The organism is Pedobacter sp. N36a (assembly GCF_014472395.1).
Lineage (GTDB): Bacteria > Bacteroidota > Bacteroidia > Sphingobacteriales > Sphingobacteriaceae > Pedobacter.
Genome location: NZ_JACSZW010000003.1, coordinates 258,620 through 282,010, shown reverse-complemented (window position 1 = coordinate 282,010; position 23,391 = coordinate 258,620). Strand labels below are relative to the sequence as shown.

Below are 23,391 nucleotides of genomic sequence, written 5' to 3'. Positions count from 1 at the left end.
TGAATAAAATACTTTTGTATATATTTTGTTGTTTATAAGCTTTAACTCAATCTATCTTTTTTGGAAAATTACGCAATCAACTCTCTAAAGGTAACCTTAGTTATCTTCTGTTCCTGCCTGCTTTACGCATGCAGTACCAATAAAGACACTGCCGCAAGCAGGGCCATGCAAAACCTGACTTCCCGATATAACTATATATACAATGCCAATGTGATGCTCAACCAGCATCAGGTGGAACTTGCAGAAAGTTATGCAGATAACTATGATGAGGTACTACCCATCTATATCAATCCTGAGGCTTACGACATTTACAATGACCAAGCCGGCAGCAGCATGCCAGATATGGAGGAAATCATCAAAAAAGCCCGCGTCCTGCTTCTGGAAAAAACCTATGGCAACTATCAGGACGATGCTTACCTCCTGCTCGGCAAAGCCAACTTCTATAAAAAAAACTACTTTAATGCCGAAGAATATTTTGATTATACCGCAAAAACCTATCCTAACCTTACAAAAAGCCGTGTACAGGCCTTAGACTGGAAAGCAAGAAGTTTAATGCAATTGGGTAAATACAGTGAAGCGGCAAAAGTCCTGGACACCTTATCCAATACAATTTCGGGCTTAAAAAGCAATAAGGCAGAACCCTTGGCTACCATTGCGCAAATCTATATCCACCAGCGCATGGCTGCAGATGCGATTGAAGTATTGCAGCAAGCCATCCAGGCCGGTCCTTCCAAGCCACAGCGCATCAGGTGGAATTACATCCTGGCACAACTGTATGAAAAGCAGGAAAATTACCATGAAGCTTTGCGCTATTACCGAAAAGTGGAAAAAAGTAATGCTCCTTTTGAAATGTATTTCAATGCCAACTTAAATCGCATTAAACTCAGGGCCTTCCTGAGTGGCGTAACGATCCATAGGCAGCAGCTGCTGCTGGCAATGCTCAAAGACGATAAAAATGAGGATTACCACGATCAGATTTTTTACCAGGTGGCAGAAAGCTATGCCAGAGACCAAAATTACATAGAAGCCGATAAATACTATAAACTATCGGTTCGCAACAGTACGAAGAACATGTACCAGAAAGGCCTTTCTTATTTAAAGATTGCCGACCTGAATTTCAAGCATTTCCATGATTACCTTAACGCCAAAATATATTACGACAGCACAGTAAACACCCTGCCAAAAACTTATCCGGATTATGAGCAGATCGTTAAGAAAAATCAAAACCTGCAATACCTGACCGACCGTTATGAGCTGATTTCCCTACAGGATACACTGCAGTCCCTGGCTAAGCTGCCGGAAACAGAGCGTTTGGCAAAATTGCGCTTAGTGCTGAATCCCGTGGTTAAATCAGAAAAAACAACCCAGGTTGTAAATAATATCCCCGCAAATCCTTTCTCCACCGGAAATGACGTCCGTCAGAAAACACCGGTATCCAGTAATTTTTACTTTGCTAATCCTACTGCGATCAGTACCGGTTTTAACGACTTTAAAAAAAAATGGGGCAACCGTAAATTAGAACTCTACTGGCGTCAGAGCATCAAATCATCAGCTCAGGAAAGCAATCAGGACATCAGTAAAAACTACGCCACCAATAATGCAGTGGTTAACCCAGACCAAATCGGTCAGGCTTTACCAGATTCTGCCTCCAAACTCAAAACATTGCTGGCCGACCTTCCAACTACCCCGGAATTATTGGCAAAATCTGACCAGAAAATAATGGAAGCCTATGATGAGATCGCTAACTTTTACCTTCAAGAGCTCAACAGTCCTAAAGAAGCTGCAGAAGTCTATGAGATTTTACTCAAACGCTTCCCTAACAATGATCGCCTGGCTTCTATCAATTACGGCCTGTTTTTAGCGAATAAAACCATAGATCTAACCAAAGCGGAGCAGTATAAACAGATTGTATTGAAAGACTTTGCCAGCTCATCGTATGCAAAAACCATTCTTGATCCTTCCTTCTCGCTGAAACAATCAGAAATGGAAGTACAGGTGAACAAGCAGTACAATGACCTGTTTGATACCTATGAGAAAAAAGACTTTGCCAGCGTGATCTTAACAGTAGATGAAGTGCTGCAAAGTAATCCCGATAACTACTTAGCGCCGCAATTTGCTTACCTGAAGGCCATCGCCATCGGCAGAACTTCCCATGTAGAGCAATTGATTACTGCTTTTGAAAAGATTAAAGCAAACTATCCTAATGATCAGCTGATTGTGCCATTGGTAAAAGAACACCTGGGTTATATCAGTCAGCATTTAGAAGAATTCAGGAAAAGAGCCATTGCTTTGGCTGATTTTGATGCCAATGAACCAAAATTCTTTGCGCAGCAATTCCAAGCTAAAGAACCGGCTAAGGCTAAGGAGCAAAATCCGGTTGCCCCGCAAAATCCAGTAGCCGCTCATCCTGTTAAAGAAGTATCTCCAGTTAAGGAGGCAGCGGTTGAAAAACCGGTTACACCGGCACCAGTAGTTAAAGCGGAAGGAATTTTTAATACCGCCAGCTCTAAATTATATTATTACGTGGTACATGTGGCTGAGGGGTCTTTAACCCTCAGTTCTTCCCGTTTTGGCATCGGTCAATTCAACCGTGGAAACTACGCAGAAAACAATCTCCGTCATCAATTGAAGGAATTTGACAATGATCAGCTTATATTTGTAGGAAACTTTGGTACTTTCGACGACGCAAGAACATATGCAGAGGGTATAAATCCACAGTTAAAACAGATCATGAAAGTTCCTGCGAACCTGTACAAAAGCTTTATCATCAGCAAAGAAAACTTTGATAAAATCAGCAGCAAGGACCTATTGAACAAATACCTTGAATTTTATAAAAACAACTATTAACAATGAACAAACCACTTTCGCAAGAAGACATCAGAAGGTATAATTTCAACATCTGGAAGCTCTTAATTGCAGGAATCGTTTTATTCGCTCTTTTTATCATCTCCGTTGGTTTTGGTTTGTTTGGTGAACTTCCTTCTTTCAGAGACATCGAACATCCAAAAAGCAATCAGGCCTCAGAAGTCATCACAGAAGATGGCAAAATCCTGGGCACTTACTTTGTACAAAACAGATCTAATGTTACTTACGACAAGATTTCTCCGAATGTCATCAATGCCTTAATTGCAACAGAAGATATTCGATTTAAAGAACATTCTGGAATCGACTTTAAACGTACATTCACCATTTTTCTTTATGCTATTATTGGCAAGAAACAAGGAGGAAGTACCATTACTCAGCAGCTGGCCCTGAATCTTTTTTCTGAGGAAGGAAGACAAAAGAACTTCGCTAAGCGTATCCTACAGAAATTCCAGGAATGGGTGATTGCGGTAAAATTAGAACGCAATTATACCAAAGAAGAAATCATTGTGATGTATTTAAATACGGTAGATTTCGGAAACCAGGCTTATGGTATTAAATCTGCAGCGCGAGTATATTTTGACACTACGCCGGATAAATTAACCGTGAGTCAGGCCGCTACATTGGTAGGAATACTAAAGGGAATTACCAGATACTCTCCTACCCGTAATCCAGAACGCTCATTGGCCCGTAGAAATACCATTATGGGCTTGATGGTAAAAGCGGATCTCCTCACCGAACAGGATTATGAGAAACAAGTAGAAAAACCATTAGGACTGCGCTTCAGTGCAGCGACCGTAAATGATGGTATTGCACCTTATTTCAGAGCAGTAGTGAAAAGTGATATTAAAAAACTCTTCTTGGAGCGCTCGATCTTAAAATCAGACGGCACACCTTATGATCTGGACAGAGATGGGCTAAAAATCACCACCACCATCAACTACGAGATGCAGGTGTATGCAGAAGAGGCGCAAAAAGAATACATGAAGATCCTGCAAGCTTCCTTCTACGACAGCTGGAAAGGCAAAAACCCTTTCAAAGGCAAAGAAATGCAGATTGAACAAGGTGTAAGAAGATCCGACAGGTACAAATCTTTACAGCTGGAAGGAAAAAGCGAGGCAGAGATTAAAGCGGATTTCAATACCCCTACCAGACTGAGCATCTTCACCTGGAAAGGCAATATCGATACGCTGATGAAGCCAATCGACTCTGTAAAATACTATAAATTGTTATTGAGAAATGCGATGATGGCGATGGATCCACAATCCGGATATGTGAAAGCATGGGTTGGTGGCATCAATTATGAGCATTTTAAATATGACCAGGTAAAGATGGGAACCAGACAAGTGGGGTCCACAGCGAAACCTTTCACTTATGCCGTAGCCATTGAAAACGGATATTCTCCTTGTTTCAGCGTACTGAACGAACCAGTAACGATTGAGACTCCAGGTAGTCCGCCATGGACACCAAGATCTTCAGGAACCGTTCCTGGCTATCTCACTTTGCAAAAAGCATTGGCACTGTCGCAGAATTATATTGCAGCTTACCTGATGAAACAAGTAGGTCCGGTTGCCGTAGCTACTTTAGCGAAAAAAATGGGAATTACTTCTGAAGTACCTGCTTCACCTTCTATTGCTTTGGGCTCTTTTGATGCTTCAGTTTATGATATGACGGGTGCTTACAGTGTATTTGCCAATAAAGGGATCTGGAAAAAACCGACTTACATCTTAAAAATACAAGATAAAAACGGCGTTGTGCTTTACAATGATACCCCGATTCCAGTGCCTGCACTGAATGAAGAAGTGGCTTATGTGATGACCAGAATGCTACGCGGTGTGATCACCAACGGAACAGGATGGAGCTTAACGGGCAAATATGGCGTAAACGGACCTATCGGTGGAAAAACCGGTACTACGAATGCCAACTCTGATGGTTGGTTTATGGCCATTACGCCACAGCTGACTGCAGGCGTATGGACAGGCTGTGAAGACCGTGCCTTCCACTTTATCAGTACCAGACAGGGTTCTGGTGCCGTGACCGCATTGCCGATCTATGCTGGTTTTATGAAACGTGTATACGCAAGTAAGACCTTGAATATAAGCAAAGCTGATTTTGAACCGCCGAAAAATGGAACCACCATTACCTTCGATTGTAACCAATATCAGCAGCAGGAACAACCCACTGAACTTGACGAAAAGCTAGGTTTCTAGCTTTTCATTAAAAAGCGATTTTCATGAGTACTTTTGAGTATAAAAAAGTATTGGCCGACATTCCCCATAAACCTGGTGTATACCAGTATTGGGATGCGGAAGATACTTTAATATATATAGGCAAAGCCAAAGACCTGAGAAACCGGGTGGGTTCTTATTTTATTCAGGACAAGCAGCTCAATGGAAAAACCAGGGTGCTGGTCTCTAAAATCAGGAAAATCACCTTTACTATTGTAGATACCGAGATTGATGCCTGGCTGCTGGAAAACAGCCTGATCAAAAAGCATCAGCCACGTTACAACATTATGCTGAAGGATGATAAGACCTATCCCTGGATCATCATCAAGAAAGAACCCTTTCCGAGAGTATTCTGGACACGGAATATGGTGAAGGATGGTTCTACCTATTTTGGCCCTTATGCCTCTGTAGGCATGATGCACACTATTCTTGACGTCATTAAGGAAACCTATAGCCTCCGCACCTGTAATTTGCCGCTGACAGAGAAGAACATCAATGATGGCAAGTTCAAAGTCTGCCTGGAATATCAGATCGGAAATTGTAAAGGGCCTTGTCAGGCCTATCAGGAAGCCGCAGATTACGACAGAAATATTGAAGAAATTAAAGACATTCTGAACGGAAAGATCGGCAGTGTGATCAAAGGAGTGAAGCAAATCGTCAAAGATGCAGCTGCAGACCTGAATTTTGAGCTGGCCCATCAATACCAGAAAAAGCTGGTGGTGCTCGAGAAATACCAGAGCAAATCTACCGTAGTAAGCAGTTCTATCACCAATATTGATGTCGTAAGCATTGCTTCCGATGAACGGTATGCTTTTGTAAATTACCTGAAAGTAATGAATGGCAGTATCATTCAGACCCAGACTATAGAGATCAAAAAGAAACTGGATGAAACTGATGAAGAGCTATTGACCCTCGCCATTACGGAATTCCGTACCAAATTCAACAGTACCTCGAAAGAGATTGTGATTCCTTTTGAAATCGCATTAGAGGATAAAAACATCAAGTTTACCGTTCCCAAATTGGGCGAGAAGAAAAGTCTGCTGGACCTTTCTCAGAAAAACGTACTGTTTTTCAAAAAAGAGAAGCTGAACCAGTATGAGCAGCTGAACCCCGATTTAAGAACAGACCGCATTCTAACACAGCTGCAAAAGGATCTTGGATTGAGCGAACTGCCTCAACATATCGAATGTTTTGACAACTCCAACTTTCAGGGTGCCTATCCGGTATCGGCAATTGTGGTGTTTAAAGATGCAAAACCTTCGAAAAAAGACTACCGCCATTTCAACGTGAAAACCGTGGAAGGGCCCAATGACTTTGCCACCATGGAGGAAGCGGTTTACAGGCGATATAAGCGCATGTTAGAAGAAGATGGTACTTTGCCTCAACTCATCATCATTGACGGTGGTAAAGGCCAGCTATCCTCTGCTCTGAGCAGCTTGAAAAAGCTGGGTATAGAACATAAGGTTGCAATCGTGGGTATTGCCAAAAGATTGGAAGAATTGTTCTTCCCTAATGATCCTTATCCTTTGTACCTGGACAAGAAATCGGAAAGCCTGAAACTGATCCAGCAGCTCCGCGATGAAGCGCACAGGTTTGGGATTACCTTCCACCGCAAGAAACGCGACCAGGGCACTTTAAAAACTGAACTGGAGGACATAGAAGGAATTGGAAAGACTACTGCCGACAAGCTCTTACGTCACTTTAAATCGGTGAAAAAGATCAGGGAAGCAGACGTTACAGAATTACAGAAAATACTGAATAAAGCACAGGTATTGGCTTTAACCAATTACTTCAAGAAGCCTGCTCAGCCTTAAACTACTCCGAGTCGGTTCTGGTCAAATGGAAGCCTAAAAATATTGGCGTATAAAAAAACCGGTCTTTATCATAAGACCGGTTTTTTTATTTTAAACGAGGCGGATTAATATTCCCAAAGACTCTGTTCAAAGTCTGCAATAGATTTCTTAATCTTTTCCGATTCGTATAGTTTTCTTGGATCTTTGATGTCGGTTAAGCCCAGCATATCCACAATCGTTTTATTTCCAGGGTTCGTTTCTTTCACTACATAACTAGAGAATAAACGCCTCACAAAGAAATCATCGAAAGTCAATACCGAAGCATCATTTCCAGGGTTCATTAGTTTTTTCTTAGTCAGCAATTCTCTCACATCATCATAATAGATCCAGAAAACTGGCTGCCAGTTGCCTTCTACCATTTTCATTGGGGCAATACCCACAATTCTAGGTTCAAAAACTGAACGTTTTGTATCTAAAATCCAATCTTCTTTAATTCGGTATTTCAGAAATTCGTCAGGTCTGAATCTTTTCAAACTTGGTTCTGCAATTTTACCGGTCGTTGCATCAGGTGTCCCTTCTGTAACGCCGCGCATATTTTGCAGAGCCTGCTGTGTAGTCAATGCAATTTTGAAAGAATCATTGTCTTCCAGCAATTTCCCGGCAGTGGTATCTTTCGGAGAATAAGCCGTCAATTCCTCATTGGTGATGGCCTCTAACAGCACATCGATCAATCTTGCATTTTCTGCTTTCAATACCGAGTTAATAGTATCTCTTAAATCGATCTCGCGCCAGATTCTTTTGGAGTAAAATACATCCTCTTCTCTGACATCGGCAAAGGGAACCATCACGGCACTATCCACGTCTCTTCTTGCCGAAAAGCCATCTTTAGGCGGTGTTTTTATCTTAGCTTTCTTTACTGTCGCCTTTGCTGTATCCGGGCTTTTTATCACCTGTGCGGATACGGTCAATCCGAATAACAAAAATGCCGAAATACTTACAATGTTCTTCATAATCAATCCTATTTTGCACTAAATGTGATGCCATCCAACACGCGCTGACGACCATCTGGGCCTTCACACACAATGTCTTTAAACACTACTGTAGCTCCTGGTTTAATGGAATTTAAAGCTCCTTTTACCTGACCACTAAATCCTGCACCACTATTTTGTATCGTTACCGCATCAGATCTCGGGTTGATAAATGTAGCCGCAAATCTGATCACTTTATATTTTACATCGAAAACGAAATCATCCAGCTGTGTATCCAGCAGGCCAGCATTTTCCAGCCACTCCAGGTCTACACTACCACCAGATTTTCCTTTTACAAAAGCTTTAGGTGTTGGCAATGCTTTCACTCGGAATTTCTGAGATCCCAGGTTTAAAGTTTTACCGCCTGTGCTTGCTGAAACGTTGATGTTCAATTCTTTTCCGACCTGGGCGCCGCTTACATTCACTGTAAACTTACCATTGCCGCCAGAGATCGTACCACCGTCCATGTTTGCCTTTACACTTTCCAGTGGAAAGCCTGCTGCAGAAACAGAAAACGGATTGGGGATTCCCGCATAAATCACGTTCATTTTATCAGGAGATACCGTTGCAGAAGGTTTTGCTACCTGATAAGATTGCTCAGGAGTTCTATATTCTACGACTTTACCATCTGTTTGTTTTACACGGATTGTACCAGACCATTTGAAAACACCTACACTACCCGTGTTACCGGTATAAGTACCTTTACCATCTTTTACAGACAGTGGGCTGGAGTTTACGGAAATTTCAGGAGTAGATCTGGAATCGCTGGCAGTTAAAAACACCTGTGCAGTATAGGGCTGTCCCTGGATCACATAAGAACTTGGTGCTACTGCAACCGCATCAAACTGATCTAAATTGACCAATGCCTTATCCATGTCTCCGAATAATTTCTTCACTACTTCCGCTTCGGCATTTTTCACATCCGACTGTATTTTAGTCAGAATCGTGTTGGCCGCTGTTAACGGCGTACCCTCACCGAAGTTAATGTCGGCCCAGTTTTTCTTTCCATTAATCGCTTTCTCTGCATTTTTAGCTTCCAATGAGAAAGTCACGTGTGCACGGTCTTTCTCTGGTAATAAAGAGATTAACTTTTCACGGGTTTCATTGATTTTCTTTTGCAGTTCATCACCCTTTTTCTGGTTGATCATGATGCCCTGAGCAATGTCCAGATTCGAACGCTCGGTTAAATCACCAGTTTCCGGATCAATTCCTTTACCTTCTACTACAAACTGATCTTTCAATTTCTGAATGTAGTCGTTCAGTTCATTCGCATAAGTTTTTGCTTTGTTGGCATTCTCCCAAATGGGCTGTGCCCTTGCAGGCTCTTCTTTAAGCTTTGTATTTTGAAATGCTGCGAACAATTGGTCGATGCTGCTGCTGACGTTATTTTTTGACGTCTGCAAACTGTCATTGATGTTCTTAAAAGCATTCAATATCGTATCTGATACGTTCAAGGCAAGCATAGCTAACAATACCAAATACATGATATTGATCATCTTCTGCCTCGTTGTTTGTTTTCCTCCGGCCATTTTTAATTCAGTCTGATGATGAAATGATCACTAATTAAACACGGATTAAACACGTGGCTGATTCATTGCCGATAACATGTTACCATAGATTGCATTTAAAGAACCTAAGTTCTTAGCCAGTTTCCCAACTTCGTCCTTAAATTGTTTAGAGTCTTCCATAGAACCACTAAAGTTATCCATCGTCAAGGCGATGTTTTGATAGAATTTGTTCATTGATTTTAGGTGGGCACTGGAATCCTGCAATTCCAATTCATAAACGGCGTTCAGGGAAGCCAGATTTTTAGCCAGGGCATTCACTTGTTCGTGGTATGATTTAGAAGCACCGGCACTTTCGCCGATTTCCACCAATTGAGTAGTTGCTTTAGAGAAAGCACCGTTCAGCGAGTCAAAGCTTGCTGAAGCTGTTTTAATTTTTCCTGCAAATTCTGTCGTTGCAGTAGAAGCGTCCGCTACATTAGAGATCGCCGCAACTTTATCACCAAATGTACGCAGGCCATTGCCAAGGCTTTCGATCAATTCAGGACCTACTTTTGCATCTGCCAGCATTTTATCCAATGCTGCAGTAGAAGAGAATGCGGCTGGCTGTGCGGTTGCTCTGGAAGAAGCTTTCGGCAATTCACCATCATAATCATCTCTTAATTCAGGGTATACTCTTTCCCAGGCTGGTTCTGGTTCTGGCTGGATGAATCCGGTCAAAGCAAATAAGATTGCTTCTACTCCTAATCCAATTCCGATCATGTAATTACCCCATACGCCTCCAAGGTGAAGAATTTTAAAAAGCGCGCCAAGAATAACAACGCTGGCGCCTAGCGATATAGCCAGGTGCATTTTATCGAATTTACGTTTTGCTACCATTTTTGTAGGATGATTGGTATATGTTTAAGATGTTAATTTCTGTTTCGGATGTCAGATCCCGGATAGGCGGAAATACACCTGAATCCGATGTAAGATCTAGCCTGATCCTGATATTCATAGGTACCTACGGAGTTTTGAAGGAAAAATCCGATATCTTTCCAGGAGCCTCCTCTTACCACTTTGCGTTTCAGGTATTTGCTGTCTGTCGTTTTTGCAACGTAAGTAAAGTTTGGGTTAAAATCGAGCAGTAAAGGAGCTGCCGACTGATTATAGGCAGTAACCGTCCATTCGGCAACGTTTCCAGCCATATTGTACAAGCCATAATCGTTCGGGAAATAAGATTTCACGTTTACAGTATATAAACCGCCGTCATCTGAATAATTTCCTCGTCCAACTTTAAAGTTAGCCTGCATACATCCTTTGGTATTGCGGATATAAGGACCGCCCCAAGGGTATTTTGTTTTCACATTACCACCTCTGGCTGCATATTCGAATTGTGCATCACTAGGCAGCTGGTATTCTGGTCTTGAATTCAGCGGTTGTTTTCTCGCTACAGCCACAGATTCATAGAAGCGGGTACGCCATACGCAAAATGCAGTGGCCTGTTCCCAGCTCACCCCTACTACCGGATAATCATCATAAGAAGGGTGGTTAAAATAAGTTTTCACCATCGGATCATTCTGGGAATAAGAATAATCTACTTTCCAAACCAGGGTATCTGGGTACACATTTACAGAAGGAAACTGGTTTGATTTATCTGGATCAGGAAGATCGGTATAAGTCACGATGAAATCCTGTCTTTTTTTACTTGGATCTTTACGGCCTTCGGCTTCCAGATCAGTACTTTTATAGCTGTAGGCGTATCTCAGCTTTCTCACATCAATTTCGGTTCTGCCGGGTAAAGCATCCGCACCGGTATAATACATATCGGTTAATCGGGCGCCAAAGCCACCATTTTTGCGGCTCCACAGCAGGGAACCATTGCCCACTTTTTTCCAGTCGATGTAACGATCAGAGGCAGAAGTTGGGCCGGCATTTGCAGGAACAGGTTTATAGAAATTAGCGGCAACAGTTGGGCCCAAGGTGGTGACCGCCACAGAATCCCTTACCCAGTTCACGAACTGTCGGTATTCTGCATTGGAAATCTCTGTCTGGTCCATAAAGAACGCGCTAAAGGAAGTCATACGACTCGGAGAGGTCTGAGAGTTGTTAATGTCTTCATCAGACATCCCAATCAAGGTCCTTCCTGGTGGTACGTATACCATACCTAAAGGCACCCGGTTGTTTTTAAACTTCTTATTGTATACCCCTACTAACTCCCCCTGACCGCCTTTTCCGCAGCTGGCTAGAAGTATTGTGGCTATAAATCCCAAAAAGTAGATGTTTCTCCTCATATATTCCCGCAATTTTATAGCAATTTTATATATTAAGATTCACATTAACAAGTATTAAGCCATAAAAATACAAAGGGGGATAATAATGAACATAGAATTCCGTTCATTCGGACTCAGCAAATAGCTGTCGTAAAGTACTTTCTACTTGAAATTAAATAGCAGTAACCCTCAAAAAAAAAAAAGCCTAAATTGCGCTAGAGCGTACAATTTAGGCGGTATGACTATTTATTAGACTTTTTGATGTAATTTTCGATGGCCATAATCATAGATGGAGCTTCCGGTGAAGGCGCTGCAATGTCAACGATTAAACCAGCGTCGCTGATGGCTTTAGAGGTGTTTAAACCAAACGCTGCAAAGCGGGTATTGTTCTGTTTATAATCCGGGAAATTGTTGAATAAAGACTGAATACTGGACGGACTAAAGAATCCGATCACATCATAAAACACTTCAGCAAGATCGGAAAGATCAGACACCACGGTTCTGAACAATACTGCCGGGGTAAAGTCATAACCATTCTTCTGTAAGAAGTTCATGGTATCTTCAGTAGCCATATCAGAACATGGATACAGGAATTTATCATTCGAGTGTTTTTTCAATACTTCGGCTAAATCAGCTGCAGTTTGCTTGCCGAAGAAGATTTTACGTTTTCTATATTGAATATATTTCTGGAGGTACAAAGCGGTAGATTCTGAAATACAGAAATATTTCAAGTCAGCAGGTACGTCATACCTCATCTCTTCACAAATTCTGAAAAAATGGTCCACAGCATTTCTACTGGTAAACACTACTGCAGTAAAATCACTCAGGGTGATTTTGTCTTTTCTGAAATCTCTGGCTGGAATACCTTCAACATGAATGAATGATCTAAAATCAATTTTCAGGTTGTACTTCTTTGCCAAATCAAAATAAGGAGACTTCTCTGTTTCCGGCTTTGGTAAGGTGATCAGTATACTTTTCACTTTACGTAACCTATCTTCTGTCTTTTCTTGCATTTTACCTAATTACCGCTTTAAAATCCTATTGCCTTGATTAATATTAATATAGGGCAAATTTCGAGGGCACAAAAGTACAAAAACAAATACACTTTAGAAAATCTATAATGAGATAAAATATTTATCCCTGCCCTAATAAACTGAAAAATAAAGATAATTGCGAGAAGTACAAAAGAAGCTACCACATAGTAAGCTCCATACCTTAAAGGAGATAAGGCAAACGCAATTACCAGTGGGATGAAAACTAAAGAAAGATTAAAGTAACTCAAATATAATATGGAAACATATTCATTTACGGCTTTTTGCACCTCAAAAAGATAGCCTAAAAGACGTAAAATGAGAATTTTCAGGACGTATAAAACGATAATCAGGATAGAAATACTAGCATAAAACTGAAAACCGCTGCTCACAAAAGCGAGGTGATAGTACTGTGATACCAGGTAAAAAAACATGCCTAGGGTAAATCCGAACTGTACGAACAGGAGGAGAAAAGGCCATGAGGTAAACAAATTATCTTCCCTATTCAGGTTGTTGAGTACCCGATTACTAAAGAAAGACTGGACGATACTTTGCAATTGTTTGGAGAAAGAAATTTTTAACGCGGCGAATATGGCGAGTAAAACTACGATAACTGCAAGTACCCAGCGCTCTCCTTTGGGCAGTGCTTTGCCGGTACGGAAGGCGGAAACCTGCTTCGCATTTCCAATTTCCTGGTAACGGTGGAGCAGGTCGGTATGGCCGGTCGTATTTGCTTTCACAATGCTGTCGATAATGATGTTTTTATCGATCAGGGAATCGGGCAGCAGCCAGGTATGGGTCATGATCGAATCGGTCACAAATTTTTGCCTGGCCAGGTAAGCCGCATCCTTTACAATTCTCCTTGGATAGGCCGTTCTGACCTGCAGCGTATCCGCAGCAATATCAGCTGTCTGGGCATCACCATTGGAAAAGCCAGTCATACAATAAAAGAACAGCAGCAGAAGGATGCGATTTAAATTCATTGCCGCAAATTTAGCTTAAATATGCATTAGTTTTCCAACGGTTTTCAGATCCTGCCAGAGGGATAGAAGAAATGGCTATGATCCGATAATAAACGGCCATAAATTGGTTGGAGCAATTTTACTTTACTTCTGTGGTAGTGGTCGGGTAGTGTTCGGGAAGAGACCTGCCTTATAATAGGGTTCGGAGGGGGTTCGCGTAGGGTTCGCGTAGGGTTGCTTAGTCTCTGCTATCCAAACCCTAACCGAACCCCCTCCTACATCTAAAGAACATCAGGTCTCTTCCCGACCACTTTGCACCCTCTTTAAGAGCTCTTTTTAGCTAAGAAACTGATCTGAGTAAATCCTTTTAAAAGATGAACCTTCAATCGGTTGTGTTTATGTAAATGAACTGTCTTATATCCGCTCCTTGATCTCGCCACAAGTCAGCATATTCTTAGGATAATAAGGATTTTTAATCTCCTGATCTTTACTGATCCATGTAGCTCCTGTCATAGGACACACCTGCTGGTACAGTGGCAAGCCAGAGGGCTGTACATTTTTAGCAATTCCCCACATCTTTGTAGAGAGCTCTAAAAATATTTTACGCTGCGTGTTTATATTCGTTGTTTCTGCGATTTTTGCAGCCAATACACGGATTTCAGCCCTTGTGGTAGTTCCCGCATTCATTTCCTCTAAAGTCAATTTTTTAAACCTGAACTTTTCCAGGCTCCTTAAAAAAGCTGTCGCATTTTTTGCAGTTTCAAGGGAGTCGGACAGGATTAAACTATTGCTGATGCCAAGGTAGCTTTCAACCACTGCAATTTTAGCGGCTTCCTGTTTTTGAGCTGCAGCATTTAGTACTGTATCCTGTGCTTTTCCCTGAAAGCTGATCACAGCCAATAACGTAATAAGAACGTTCGTCAATCTTTTCATATGTATCTTTTTATTTATTGTTGATGAATTTACCATCATCTTATAATCAATTATCCTTCTTCGTTCTTGCGATGATTTTATCTATTTCAGATAACATATCTATTTGATGCTCCTGGTTTAAAGCTCCGCTTGCTGGCATAGCCGCTATCGTTGTACGGAGATGTTTAGCATGGGCAATGGCAGCAATACGCACATCACTGCGCTGGGCGTTCGACATCATCTTACCCTCAGCGACGTCTTTTGGATTGATCAGACTGTTCAACTTCTCCAGATAGCTTCTTTGCAGAGATCGTCTATAGCTTGAGCGCACAGGATCGGCAGAAAGATTTTTCCAGACTGCTTTTTCCAGATCATTCAGGTATTCCTGTACCGTATATGGATCAGCAGAGGTAGCGGCACGCTGATCCAAGTTAAAGATCAGTCCGGAACTTAGCAGCATATTCAGCATCTGATTTTGCTGATCCATGATTTCATTTACCGGTTTGATATCGATAAGTTCAGCAATTTCTTTTGGGTACATCCATAAAGCCGCTTCAAATACTTGTCTGTCCAGGTATCCGATTACACTTTTCACTCTCTCTTTTGGAACCTCAGCATAGACAATTCCCTTTTCATCAGTACTTCGCTGTGTAATATATCGGCTTCCTATATTCTTCATCACATGATATAAATAACGTGAATACTGGGAAATTACAGCCTTATGCATGGTCTTCAGGTTGTCGTATACCGCTCCAGGCTCATAAGTCCAGCTCACCAGATTTGGTACCACACGCTGCAGGTTTTTGATCCCATATTCACTTGCTGCGATGTTATTGTCACTGAGGTCTTCAGCCTGACTTCTTGGGTCTTCACCTTTACCCTCACCACCGAACCATAGCTTCGGATTTTTAGTCAGGCTATCGATGGTCATTCTGTTTAAAACAACCTGCTCTTCGAACTCGTCTTTAGCACCAGACAAATATTTGTAACCCCATTGGATCGCCCATTTATCATATATCCCTATTCTTGGATAGATTCCGGCTGGGCCAATGTGGTCTTCAGGCTGAGCAACATAGTTAAAGCGTGCATAATCCATTATGGACACGGTATGTCCATTGGCTTCTACCCATTTTTTGTCTCTCAGCTTCTCCACTGGCGTCTGACTACTGGCGCCCATATTGTGCCTCAAACCAAGTGTATGTCCGATTTCGTGTGAGGATACAAAACGAATCAATTCACCCATCAGTTCCTCCTCAAACTCCATTTTACGCGCACGGGGATCTAAGGGGCCGGCTTGAATCATATACCAGTTGTGTACCAGTTTCATCACATTATGGTACCAGCCCACATGACTTTCGATGATTTCACCACTCCGCGGATCACTAATCCGGGGACCATATGCATTTGGAGTTTCAGAAGCGTAATAACGGATTACAGAATAGCGTGCATCTTCCAGGCTCATTGTCGTGTCTGCTTCAGGCCATTCCTTTGCGACAATAGCATTTTTAAAACCGGCCTGTTCAAAGGCTTTCTGCCAATCGTTGACCCCTGCAATCAGGTATTTACGCCATTTTTTTGGTGTTGCGGGATCAATGTAATAAACGATCTGTTTTTTTGGTTCTACGAGGGCTCCTTTTTTGTATCTGGCGATGTCTTTATCCTTTGGCTCCAGACGGTAACGCTGCACAAAATACAGGGGTTGTGCCGCCTGCTTGTTTTCATCAAACAGGGTGTACTTATTGGCGAAGTAACCGACGCGTTCATCAGAAATACGCTTCCTCATCGGTACTTTAGGCAGCAATACCAGTGAGGTATTTAACTGAAGTGTGATGGCTCCAGTTAAAGCTCCGGCCATGATGGTGGCTACGCCGGAAGTACTGTAGGTTTTTGTTGTTTTGATTTCGATATTGATGGGATAGGTATGAATAGATTCTATAAATGACCTGTCATCTGCCAGGCTTCCCAGTTTTTTCTCTGTTTTTTCTTGTGGAGAAATGGACAATACCGTACTTTCTTTACGAAATAAATCAGTAACCTCGATCACAGAATTACCTGTTACCGGGTTTTTAGATTTGATATCAAATGCTGCAACAATCGGATTTACCTGCGAAGCTGTTACGGCCTTAGAAATTTGTTGTTTCTCATCTTTCACGTCCTGTCGGTACACTACCGCACGCAAAAAAATTTTATTGGCATTGCCTTTTTCAAAGTAAACCGTTTGTTCATTTGCTTTCTCACCGCCAAAACTACCTGCTCCCTGCGGCATAGCCACATAACGGGTAACCGCAAGAATATACCGGTTCAAAAGACTGTCGGGAATTTCAAAGTACCATTTATCATCAGTGCACTTTACGTCAAATAATCCTTGTTTACTCGACGCGGTTTTTGGAATTAATTTTTCATAAGATACAGTAGCCTTAACATGGCTACTGTCTGTCTTTTTATCAGTTGTATGCTGCGCATATCCAGTTAGGGATATCATGCAGCATATAACGCTTAAAGCATACTTCATTTGTCTGATTTTGTAAATTTAAAAAGGAATGATTTCGTCTGTATTTAACCTTAATCCAGGATTTTGTTTCAGTACATCCTGAGCAAAAGGAATGATATACAACCTGGAGTTCGGTTTCAAGGTATAGGTCTTCTTTGGTTCTGTGGTATTGACAATCGGAAATACACGCACAATAGTTTTTGCATACTCCGGTTCCAGGTTAAATCTTTTCAAATCGAAAAACCTGTTGACACCAAACAGTAATTCCCTACGACGCTCAGCAATGACCAGATCCATGGTTTCTTTCACTGTAGCAGGAACAGCAAAGTTGATGGTGCCTGAAGTGATTCGCTTTACCCGAATCTTATTTAAGGCAGCAATAGACTCTGATCGATTATTTTCACGGGCATAAAGTTCAGCCAGCATCAGGTAAACTTCCGTAGTTTTCATTCCTACCGTAGGGTAAAAGAACTTTTTGTATCCTATATTAAAATACGCAGTACCTGAACCTGCGTCCAGAAACGAAGCATTTACCGTAGTAAAAAACAAGTTAAAACGCGCATCATTGTTACCAAACAGCGTTCTTAATTCCGGACTGATGACATTCACATAAGCAAAGTTCATCTCTGTATACCCAGTCATGTAAGCATAATTTAATACCTCTGGGTTATTTGGAGCAACAACCGGCAGCACATTAGGCCCTCCTTTTGCTGTGTAATCTACCAGGTCAAAAATATCGCTCTTGTAGGATAAAGACTTCAATGCTGCTGTTTTAGCCTCGGCAAATTCTCTTTTAAACAAATGCACTTTAGCTTTCAGGGCCCATGCGAATGCCAGCGAAGGATGGTTCTCATCCAAGGGCTTTTCCTGTAGATTTGGAATGGCTTCATCCAGGTCTTTTTGAATAAAATCATACGCATCCTTTACGGTAGATTTTATCGGCTTTGCTTCCAGATTAAATTTATCCATGATACAGATCCCTCCGTCTGTAGCAGCCGTAGCCGGATCATAAGCTTTAGCATAGGTATTAATCAACATAAAATAATCAAAGGCACGATGCACCTTTGCTTCAGATTTGGCGATCATTTTTGTAGCATCCGTACCGGTAGAACCATCTACCAGGCTGATGATCATATTCCAACGGTTGATGTAGGCATAAGCCTGATTGTAAAAGGAAGAACTGGAAAGCAGGTTTACCCGGTTTTCAGTTTCATCAAAAGTAAAATTAACGATATTCAGGTTTTTAGCCTTTCCGATCACGTCACTTTCCTTCATCCACTGGTCGTCAACCAGGTACTGGAAATTGTTTATGGCATAACCGCGGTTAGGTAATGAAACCATTTCGTAGAATTGCTGGGCTGTTTCTACCACAGCTGATCCACGAGGGGTAATCTCTATATATTTCTTACAGGAAACTGATAGTAATACCGGCAAAAACAAGAGTATTTTTATATATAATTTCATGATTTATGTTTAAAAAGTTACGTTTAGACCGAGTAAGAATGATTTTGGAATCGCAAATGATCTTACACCGGAATTCAGTGAATAGGCCTCTGGATCGATATCATCACCAGCTGCACTCCAATACCATAAATTGTTAACCTGTCCCGTTATCCTAAAAGATGCTACACCTAACTTCCTGCTCACTGTACGTGGAAGATTATAGGAAAGTGCAATATTTCTCAATTTAACATAGCTCGCATCCAGAATCTGTTTATCGGAATATTTCCAAAGTGTAGATAACGTCTGCATATTGCTATTTTGGTTCGTGGCATAGTCTACGAATAAACGCGGAAGGTCTGAAGTTTCCGTCCAGCGGTTTGCAACATCAATATCCTTAAGATCTGATGCATCTAATGCACTCACGTCTTTACGTAATTTATTGCCCCCTGAAAAAATGAACATCGTACTTAATTCAAAACCCTGATAACTTATGCGCTGAGATACTGATCCTGAATATTTTGGATCCAGCTGTCCCACCTTTACCAATGCATTCAGGTTGTTAATCTGTCTTACAGCGGTAGGGCTGCCTGAAGCATCAAATGTTACATTAGGGTTTCCATTCTCATCCAGAACATAGGGATATCCATTAACCATACCTCCGTATTTGTAAGCATATAAACTATTAAACGCGTCGCCAGCTATGAAAAATGTATTTGGAGCAGTTACATACACACCAATGGATGTCTGAGGATTATTCACTTTGACCACTTCATTTTTATTCATTGCAAAGGTGACATTTGTAGTAAAGGTCCAGTCTTTGGTTTTAAACCAATCTCCTGATGCACTAAATTCAATTCCACGGTTTCTTAAGGAACCACTATTTACCACCTGTGCCAATGTTCCAACCGTTGGGTCCAACTTCGTTGTATTCAGCAGATCTGTACTTTTACGATTATAAACGTCGATGCTGCCGCGAAGACGATTGCCAAATACGGCATAATCAATACCGAAGTTAGTAGTTGCAGTTGTTTCCCACCTTAGCGTTGGATTCGGCATGGTGGTAATGTTCCAATAGTTCAAATTAGTCAAAAGTGCATCTTTCTTTCTATTGGCTACGATAAATGAAGTGGTACTCTGATCTACGTTACCATTTGTTCCATAGGTTGCCCTCAGTTTCAGGGTATTTAACCAACTCAGCTTTTTCAAAAACTCTTCACTACTTGCATTCCAAGCCAAACCTGCCGACCAGAATGGCCTGTTTTTATCTTTATAGTCTACACCAAATAAGTCAGAATTATCCATCCGTACACTCGCAGTTGCGTTGTATTTTCCTTGGAAAGTGTAGCTCATATTGGCGTAGCGAGAAGTATAACGGTGTCTCCTTTCCATCTGACTGGTACCCAGTCGACCGATAGTCCTGTTTCCATTAAAATAACTTGCAATACCATCCACCAGAACATCATCATCAAGATTTACGAACTGAATAGTTTGAGGATCATAACCAAAGTGCAGGGACTCATTACTTACCGGGCTGAACGTTTGTCTCATCTCAAAACCAGCTATTGCGGCGACATAATGTTCATTTTCATTTTTACCAAAGCCTCTGTTAAAATTCAGCTGATTCCGGAAAGTATAATTATTGCTCGATTTATCTAATTGGTAATAACGTCCGCCGGCATCCAAATGGCTGGTCATTGATTTATCAATAAACATATTGGACATATAACGCATTCTGTAGCCATCAACTGCATGATATCGATCAAGTTTGGTACTTGAAGTTTCGTATTGAACCTGAGTATTAAAAGTAAGCCCTTTATAGAGCTTAGCTTCTATATTAGAAAATGCACGAAGGTTAAGATACTTCTGCTTGTCAATTCCATCAGCCAGGGCATCTATCAGATTAAAGTTAAATGGCTTAAATGCCGCATTTCCGGCAATAGCATTAATGACAGCACCGTTAATTGCAGAGGAAGAGGAAAAACCATCGCTCAGATTGACATAATCGCTCAGCACTTTATTTCCATCAGCATCTACAATACGCGCATAACGCTCTTGTAGAAACATATTGTCATATTCTATACCTGTTGTCTCATCATTTGCATATTTACCGTTTAAACCTATCGTTGCATTTAACCAGCTTTTCACCCTAAAAGTAGACTTCATATTCAGGTTGAAGGCCCTATTCATATTGTTAATTACACGGCCTTTACCCTGATCATAGTTTAAGGATAAATAAGTATTACTCTTGTCGGTACTAGAACCCAAAGACAAGTTATAACGCTGCCGGATTTCATTCTGCCAGACATTTTCCCTGTAATCTTTTATATAGTCATTTTGACGCCATTGCCCCAAAGTACTGTTCACCTGATCCGCAGTCAATGCTCCTGAAGCCTGTGAACGATACAGCTGATATAATGGAGAGTAATATTTCAGGGTTCCATTTGTTAGTTTCCCATAACCATCGAACATACTTTCTACATTAGAAAAACCGCTCAGCGTTTTTTTGTATACTGCCGTTTCCCAATCGATCAGATCGCTGGTAGCCGCATAATGCATCTTACTCACATCTGATTTCCCGGTAATGAATAAGTCTGCATTTAAATTAATTTCCAGCCCTTTTCCCTTGGCTTGTTTGGTGGTCATTATGATGACCCCATTTGCAGAACGGGCACCATAAATGGAGGCTGCCGCAGCATCCTTAAGTACAGTAACAGACTCAATATCATATGGATTCACTTCATCCAAAGTATATTCAGTAGGCAAACCGTCTATTACCAACAATGGTTGTGTACCAACTGTAGAGGAATAGGTGCTGATCCCTCTTAACAGCAGCTTATCTGCGGATTTTCCTGTAGGATTTTTTATCGTGATCAAACCCGCTACTTTTCCTTCCAGCGCTGAAATCAAGTCTACGTTTAGATTCCGGTTCAAGTCTTCATTACTAACATTTGTATAGGCAGCTGTGCTTCTTTCTTTACTGATTTTTTGGAAACCGTTGACAAACACTTCCTGTAACATCGAAGTATTGGGTTTTAAAACAATAGTAATACTTGTGAAAGCAACTGAAGGAACGGCTACATATTCTTCTTCTTTATAACCGATATAATTAAACAATAAGGTATGGTTAGGCTCTTTTACTGCCACCATAAAATTACCATCAGTATCGGTCTGAACACTTTCGCGTTGTCCTTTTACACGGACAACCACACCCGGTATGGATACACCAATGCTGTCAATTACACGTCCTTTTACCTGGTAGTAAGTCCCTTCAGTAAGATTAGCAGGAACTGGTTTGAGTATAATTGTTTTTCCAGAGATTTCGTAACTAAAATTTTGTGTTTTAAAAACGGTGTTTAACACCTCTTTAATATCAGCTGACTTGATTTCAAGTGTGGTTGGACTTGATTTCTGAAGGTAGCTTGCATCAAAGATAAATTGATAACCACTTTGTTTAGCAATTTCCTCAATGACCTTATCGAGGGCTGCGTTTTTAAAAGAGAAGGAGTATGTTGCGGATTGTGCATTTGCCGAACTGTATATTCCGGAAAATACGATTAGGACCATAAGTATCCGCAGCAATTTTAGGCAGACACCATGCGAGTGCCCGGATACATATTTTTTTATATTCATTAATTTGTTGTTTAGGTTTTTTGAAAAGTTGAGGTAGAAGGCAATCGGGTAAATTTATTTCATCACAGAAACCCTCCTTCCATCCACATTAAATTTGAGGTTGCTGGTCACAGACAGCATTCTTAATACTTCGGAGAGGCTAACGTTGGCACTGATATTTGCGTATAAACGACGTTCAGGCAAGCTATTATAATCAACATCGATATTGTACCATCTGCTGAGCTGATGCATAATGACTGATAATTCTTCATTTTTAAAAATGAATTTACCGTCTTTCCAAGCCATAAAATCAGCGGCATTTACTTCAGAGAGCTGGATATCATCCCCTTTTAAACTCAGCTGTTCTCCAGGCCTCAAAATCTTTTTATTCTGTAAAACATTGTCCGTAAATCTCACCTTTCCTTCTAACAAGGTTGTTTTTATAACCCCATCTTCAGGATAATTGCTGATGTTAAATTTGGTTCCAAGAACTTCAACATTTCCCCTGCCGGAAACCACGATAAAAGGTTTTGAAACATCTTTAGCCACCTCAAAGTAAGCCTCTCCAATTAATTTAACACGGCGTTCTTGACCGCGAAAGCCAACCGGAAACTCTAGTTTTGAACCTGAATTCAACATCACTAAACTACCATCAGAAAGTACAATCTTATAACGACCGCCTAGAGGTGTAATGATGGAATTCCATTCCAGTTCAAAATTTTGAGCTACTGGTGATGCGGTATATACCAGTTGCCCATCTGCAGTTTTACGTATCGTAACTCCAGCAACGCGTTGGATAACCTGATTTGAAGATTTTTTAAGGTCTATTTCCTGACCAGTTTTTGTCAGCAGCGTAGCGTAATTACCTCCTGGTTTGATCTGTTCCTGCTGCGTCTTTTCATTTAGATAATAATATGCGGAAAAACTTAAGCAAGCAATGATGAGCAAGCTTGCTGCTATCCGGTAAGCTGGTAAGCTAAATAGTTTAGAAATGAAGTAATGGTGCCTAATGGAATCTTGAACATCCTGTGCTGCATCGAGCTTGGCATTTATCTTCATTTGAAGATTTTCAAGGTGTGTCCTCCGTTCTGTATCGGCAGGTTCTTCAATAGCTTGTGCCATAAAACCAGCTATTGATTGTTGCAATTGGACATCAGTACCTGCCTCAAAACACAAAAATAATTGCTCTATTTCTGCTGCCGTTGCTTCATTTTTTAAAAAGCGTTGATAAATCTCGTCGATTTTTGGTTCCATTTTCATTTTATACAGTCGTTA

The 23,391-nt window shown here is 41.1% G+C and carries 14 protein-coding genes; 3 read left to right on the top strand and 11 right to left on the bottom strand.

The features are described 5' to 3' along the window. Positions 1-60: 60 nt before the first annotated feature. From H9X96_RS07595 to uvrC, 3 genes are read left to right on the top strand one after another with little or no spacing between them, the layout of a single operon-like run. Positions 61-2,847: a lipopolysaccharide assembly protein LapB gene (locus H9X96_RS07595; protein ID WP_187665722.1), complete on the top strand. Its 2,787-nt coding sequence runs from the start codon at positions 61-63 to the stop codon at positions 2,845-2,847. Between the two features lie 2 nt (positions 2,848-2,849). After that, positions 2,850-5,072, top strand: coding sequence for a transglycosylase domain-containing protein (locus tag H9X96_RS07590; protein WP_187665721.1), 2,223 nt, complete (start codon positions 2,850-2,852; stop codon positions 5,070-5,072). A gap of 23 nt (positions 5,073-5,095) precedes the next feature. After that, positions 5,096-6,904: an excinuclease ABC subunit UvrC gene (gene uvrC, locus H9X96_RS07585; RefSeq protein ID WP_187665720.1), complete on the top strand. Its 1,809-nt coding sequence runs from the start codon at positions 5,096-5,098 to the stop codon at positions 6,902-6,904. Between the two features lie 104 nt (positions 6,905-7,008). Here uvrC and gldN read toward each other — a convergent pair whose 3' ends face one another. The 11 genes from gldN to H9X96_RS07530 all read right to left on the bottom strand — a co-directional run bounded on the left by gldN (position 7,009) and on the right by H9X96_RS07530 (position 23,370). Beyond that, positions 7,009-7,893, bottom strand: a complete 885-nt coding sequence (gldN, locus tag H9X96_RS07580; protein WP_187665719.1) for a gliding motility protein GldN — start codon at positions 7,891-7,893, stop codon at positions 7,009-7,011. An 8-nt stretch (positions 7,894-7,901) separates the two neighbouring features. Continuing rightward, positions 7,902-9,440 carry a gliding motility protein GldM gene (gldM, locus tag H9X96_RS07575; protein WP_187665718.1) on the bottom strand — a complete coding sequence of 513 codons (1,539 nt, stop codon included), beginning with the start codon at positions 9,438-9,440 and terminating at the stop codon, positions 7,902-7,904. Between the two features lie 45 nt (positions 9,441-9,485). Then, entirely contained in the window at positions 9,486-10,295 is an 810-nt protein-coding gene (gene gldL, locus H9X96_RS07570; RefSeq protein ID WP_187665717.1) for a gliding motility protein GldL, read from the bottom strand. Between the two features lie 32 nt (positions 10,296-10,327). Then, a complete protein-coding gene (locus H9X96_RS07565) occupies positions 10,328-11,689 on the bottom strand; it encodes an SUMF1/EgtB/PvdO family nonheme iron enzyme (protein ID WP_187665716.1) in 1,362 nt (453 codons plus the stop codon). 221 nt (positions 11,690-11,910) lie between these two features. Next, positions 11,911-12,681, bottom strand: a complete 771-nt coding sequence (locus H9X96_RS07560; protein WP_187665715.1) for a uroporphyrinogen-III synthase — start codon at positions 12,679-12,681, stop codon at positions 11,911-11,913. A gap of 17 nt (positions 12,682-12,698) precedes the next feature. Continuing rightward, positions 12,699-13,682, bottom strand: a complete 984-nt coding sequence (locus H9X96_RS07555) for a DUF4271 domain-containing protein (protein WP_187665714.1) — start codon at positions 13,680-13,682, stop codon at positions 12,699-12,701. A 393-nt stretch (positions 13,683-14,075) separates the two neighbouring features. Beyond that, positions 14,076-14,594, bottom strand: coding sequence for a DUF3347 domain-containing protein (locus H9X96_RS07550; RefSeq protein ID WP_187665713.1), 519 nt, complete (start codon positions 14,592-14,594; stop codon positions 14,076-14,078). Positions 14,595-14,640: 46 nt separating this feature from the next. Continuing rightward, positions 14,641-17,055: a zinc-dependent metalloprotease gene (locus H9X96_RS07545; protein ID WP_255431043.1), complete on the bottom strand. Its 2,415-nt coding sequence runs from the start codon at positions 17,053-17,055 to the stop codon at positions 14,641-14,643. A gap of 48 nt (positions 17,056-17,103) precedes the next feature. Then, positions 17,104-18,528, bottom strand: coding sequence for a RagB/SusD family nutrient uptake outer membrane protein (locus H9X96_RS07540; RefSeq protein WP_187665711.1), 1,425 nt, complete (start codon positions 18,526-18,528; stop codon positions 17,104-17,106). Between the two features lie 9 nt (positions 18,529-18,537). Further along, positions 18,538-22,071: a SusC/RagA family TonB-linked outer membrane protein gene (locus H9X96_RS07535; RefSeq protein WP_255431042.1), complete on the bottom strand. Its 3,534-nt coding sequence runs from the start codon at positions 22,069-22,071 to the stop codon at positions 18,538-18,540. 120 nt (positions 22,072-22,191) lie between these two features. After that, positions 22,192-23,370, bottom strand: a complete 1,179-nt coding sequence (locus tag H9X96_RS07530) for a FecR family protein (protein ID WP_187665709.1) — start codon at positions 23,368-23,370, stop codon at positions 22,192-22,194. Positions 23,371-23,391: the final 21 nt, after the last annotated feature.

Coding starts and splice junctions, on each gene's coding strand:
- H9X96_RS07555 (WP_187665714.1), bottom strand. CDS start 13,682: ATGAATTTAAATCGCATCCTTCTGCTGCTGTTCTTTTATTGTATGACT.
- uvrC (WP_187665720.1), top strand. CDS start 5,096: ATGAGTACTTTTGAGTATAAAAAAGTATTGGCCGACATTCCCCATAAA.
- gldL (WP_187665717.1), bottom strand. CDS start 10,295: ATGGTAGCAAAACGTAAATTCGATAAAATGCACCTGGCTATATCGCTA.
- H9X96_RS07550 (WP_187665713.1), bottom strand. CDS start 14,594: ATGAAAAGATTGACGAACGTTCTTATTACGTTATTGGCTGTGATCAGC.
- H9X96_RS07530 (WP_187665709.1), bottom strand. CDS start 23,370: ATGGAACCAAAAATCGACGAGATTTATCAACGCTTTTTAAAAAATGAA.
- H9X96_RS07590 (WP_187665721.1), top strand. CDS start 2,850: ATGAACAAACCACTTTCGCAAGAAGACATCAGAAGGTATAATTTCAAC.
- H9X96_RS07560 (WP_187665715.1), bottom strand. CDS start 12,681: ATGCAAGAAAAGACAGAAGATAGGTTACGTAAAGTGAAAAGTATACTG.
- gldM (WP_187665718.1), bottom strand. CDS start 9,440: ATGGCCGGAGGAAAACAAACAACGAGGCAGAAGATGATCAATATCATG.
- H9X96_RS07565 (WP_187665716.1), bottom strand. CDS start 11,689: ATGAGGAGAAACATCTACTTTTTGGGATTTATAGCCACAATACTTCTA.
- H9X96_RS07535 (WP_255431042.1), bottom strand. CDS start 22,071: ATGGTCCTAATCGTATTTTCCGGAATATACAGTTCGGCAAATGCACAA.
- H9X96_RS07545 (WP_255431043.1), bottom strand. CDS start 17,055: ATGATATCCCTAACTGGATATGCGCAGCATACAACTGATAAAAAGACA.
- gldN (WP_187665719.1), bottom strand. CDS start 7,893: ATGAAGAACATTGTAAGTATTTCGGCATTTTTGTTATTCGGATTGACC.
- H9X96_RS07540 (WP_187665711.1), bottom strand. CDS start 18,528: ATGAAATTATATATAAAAATACTCTTGTTTTTGCCGGTATTACTATCA.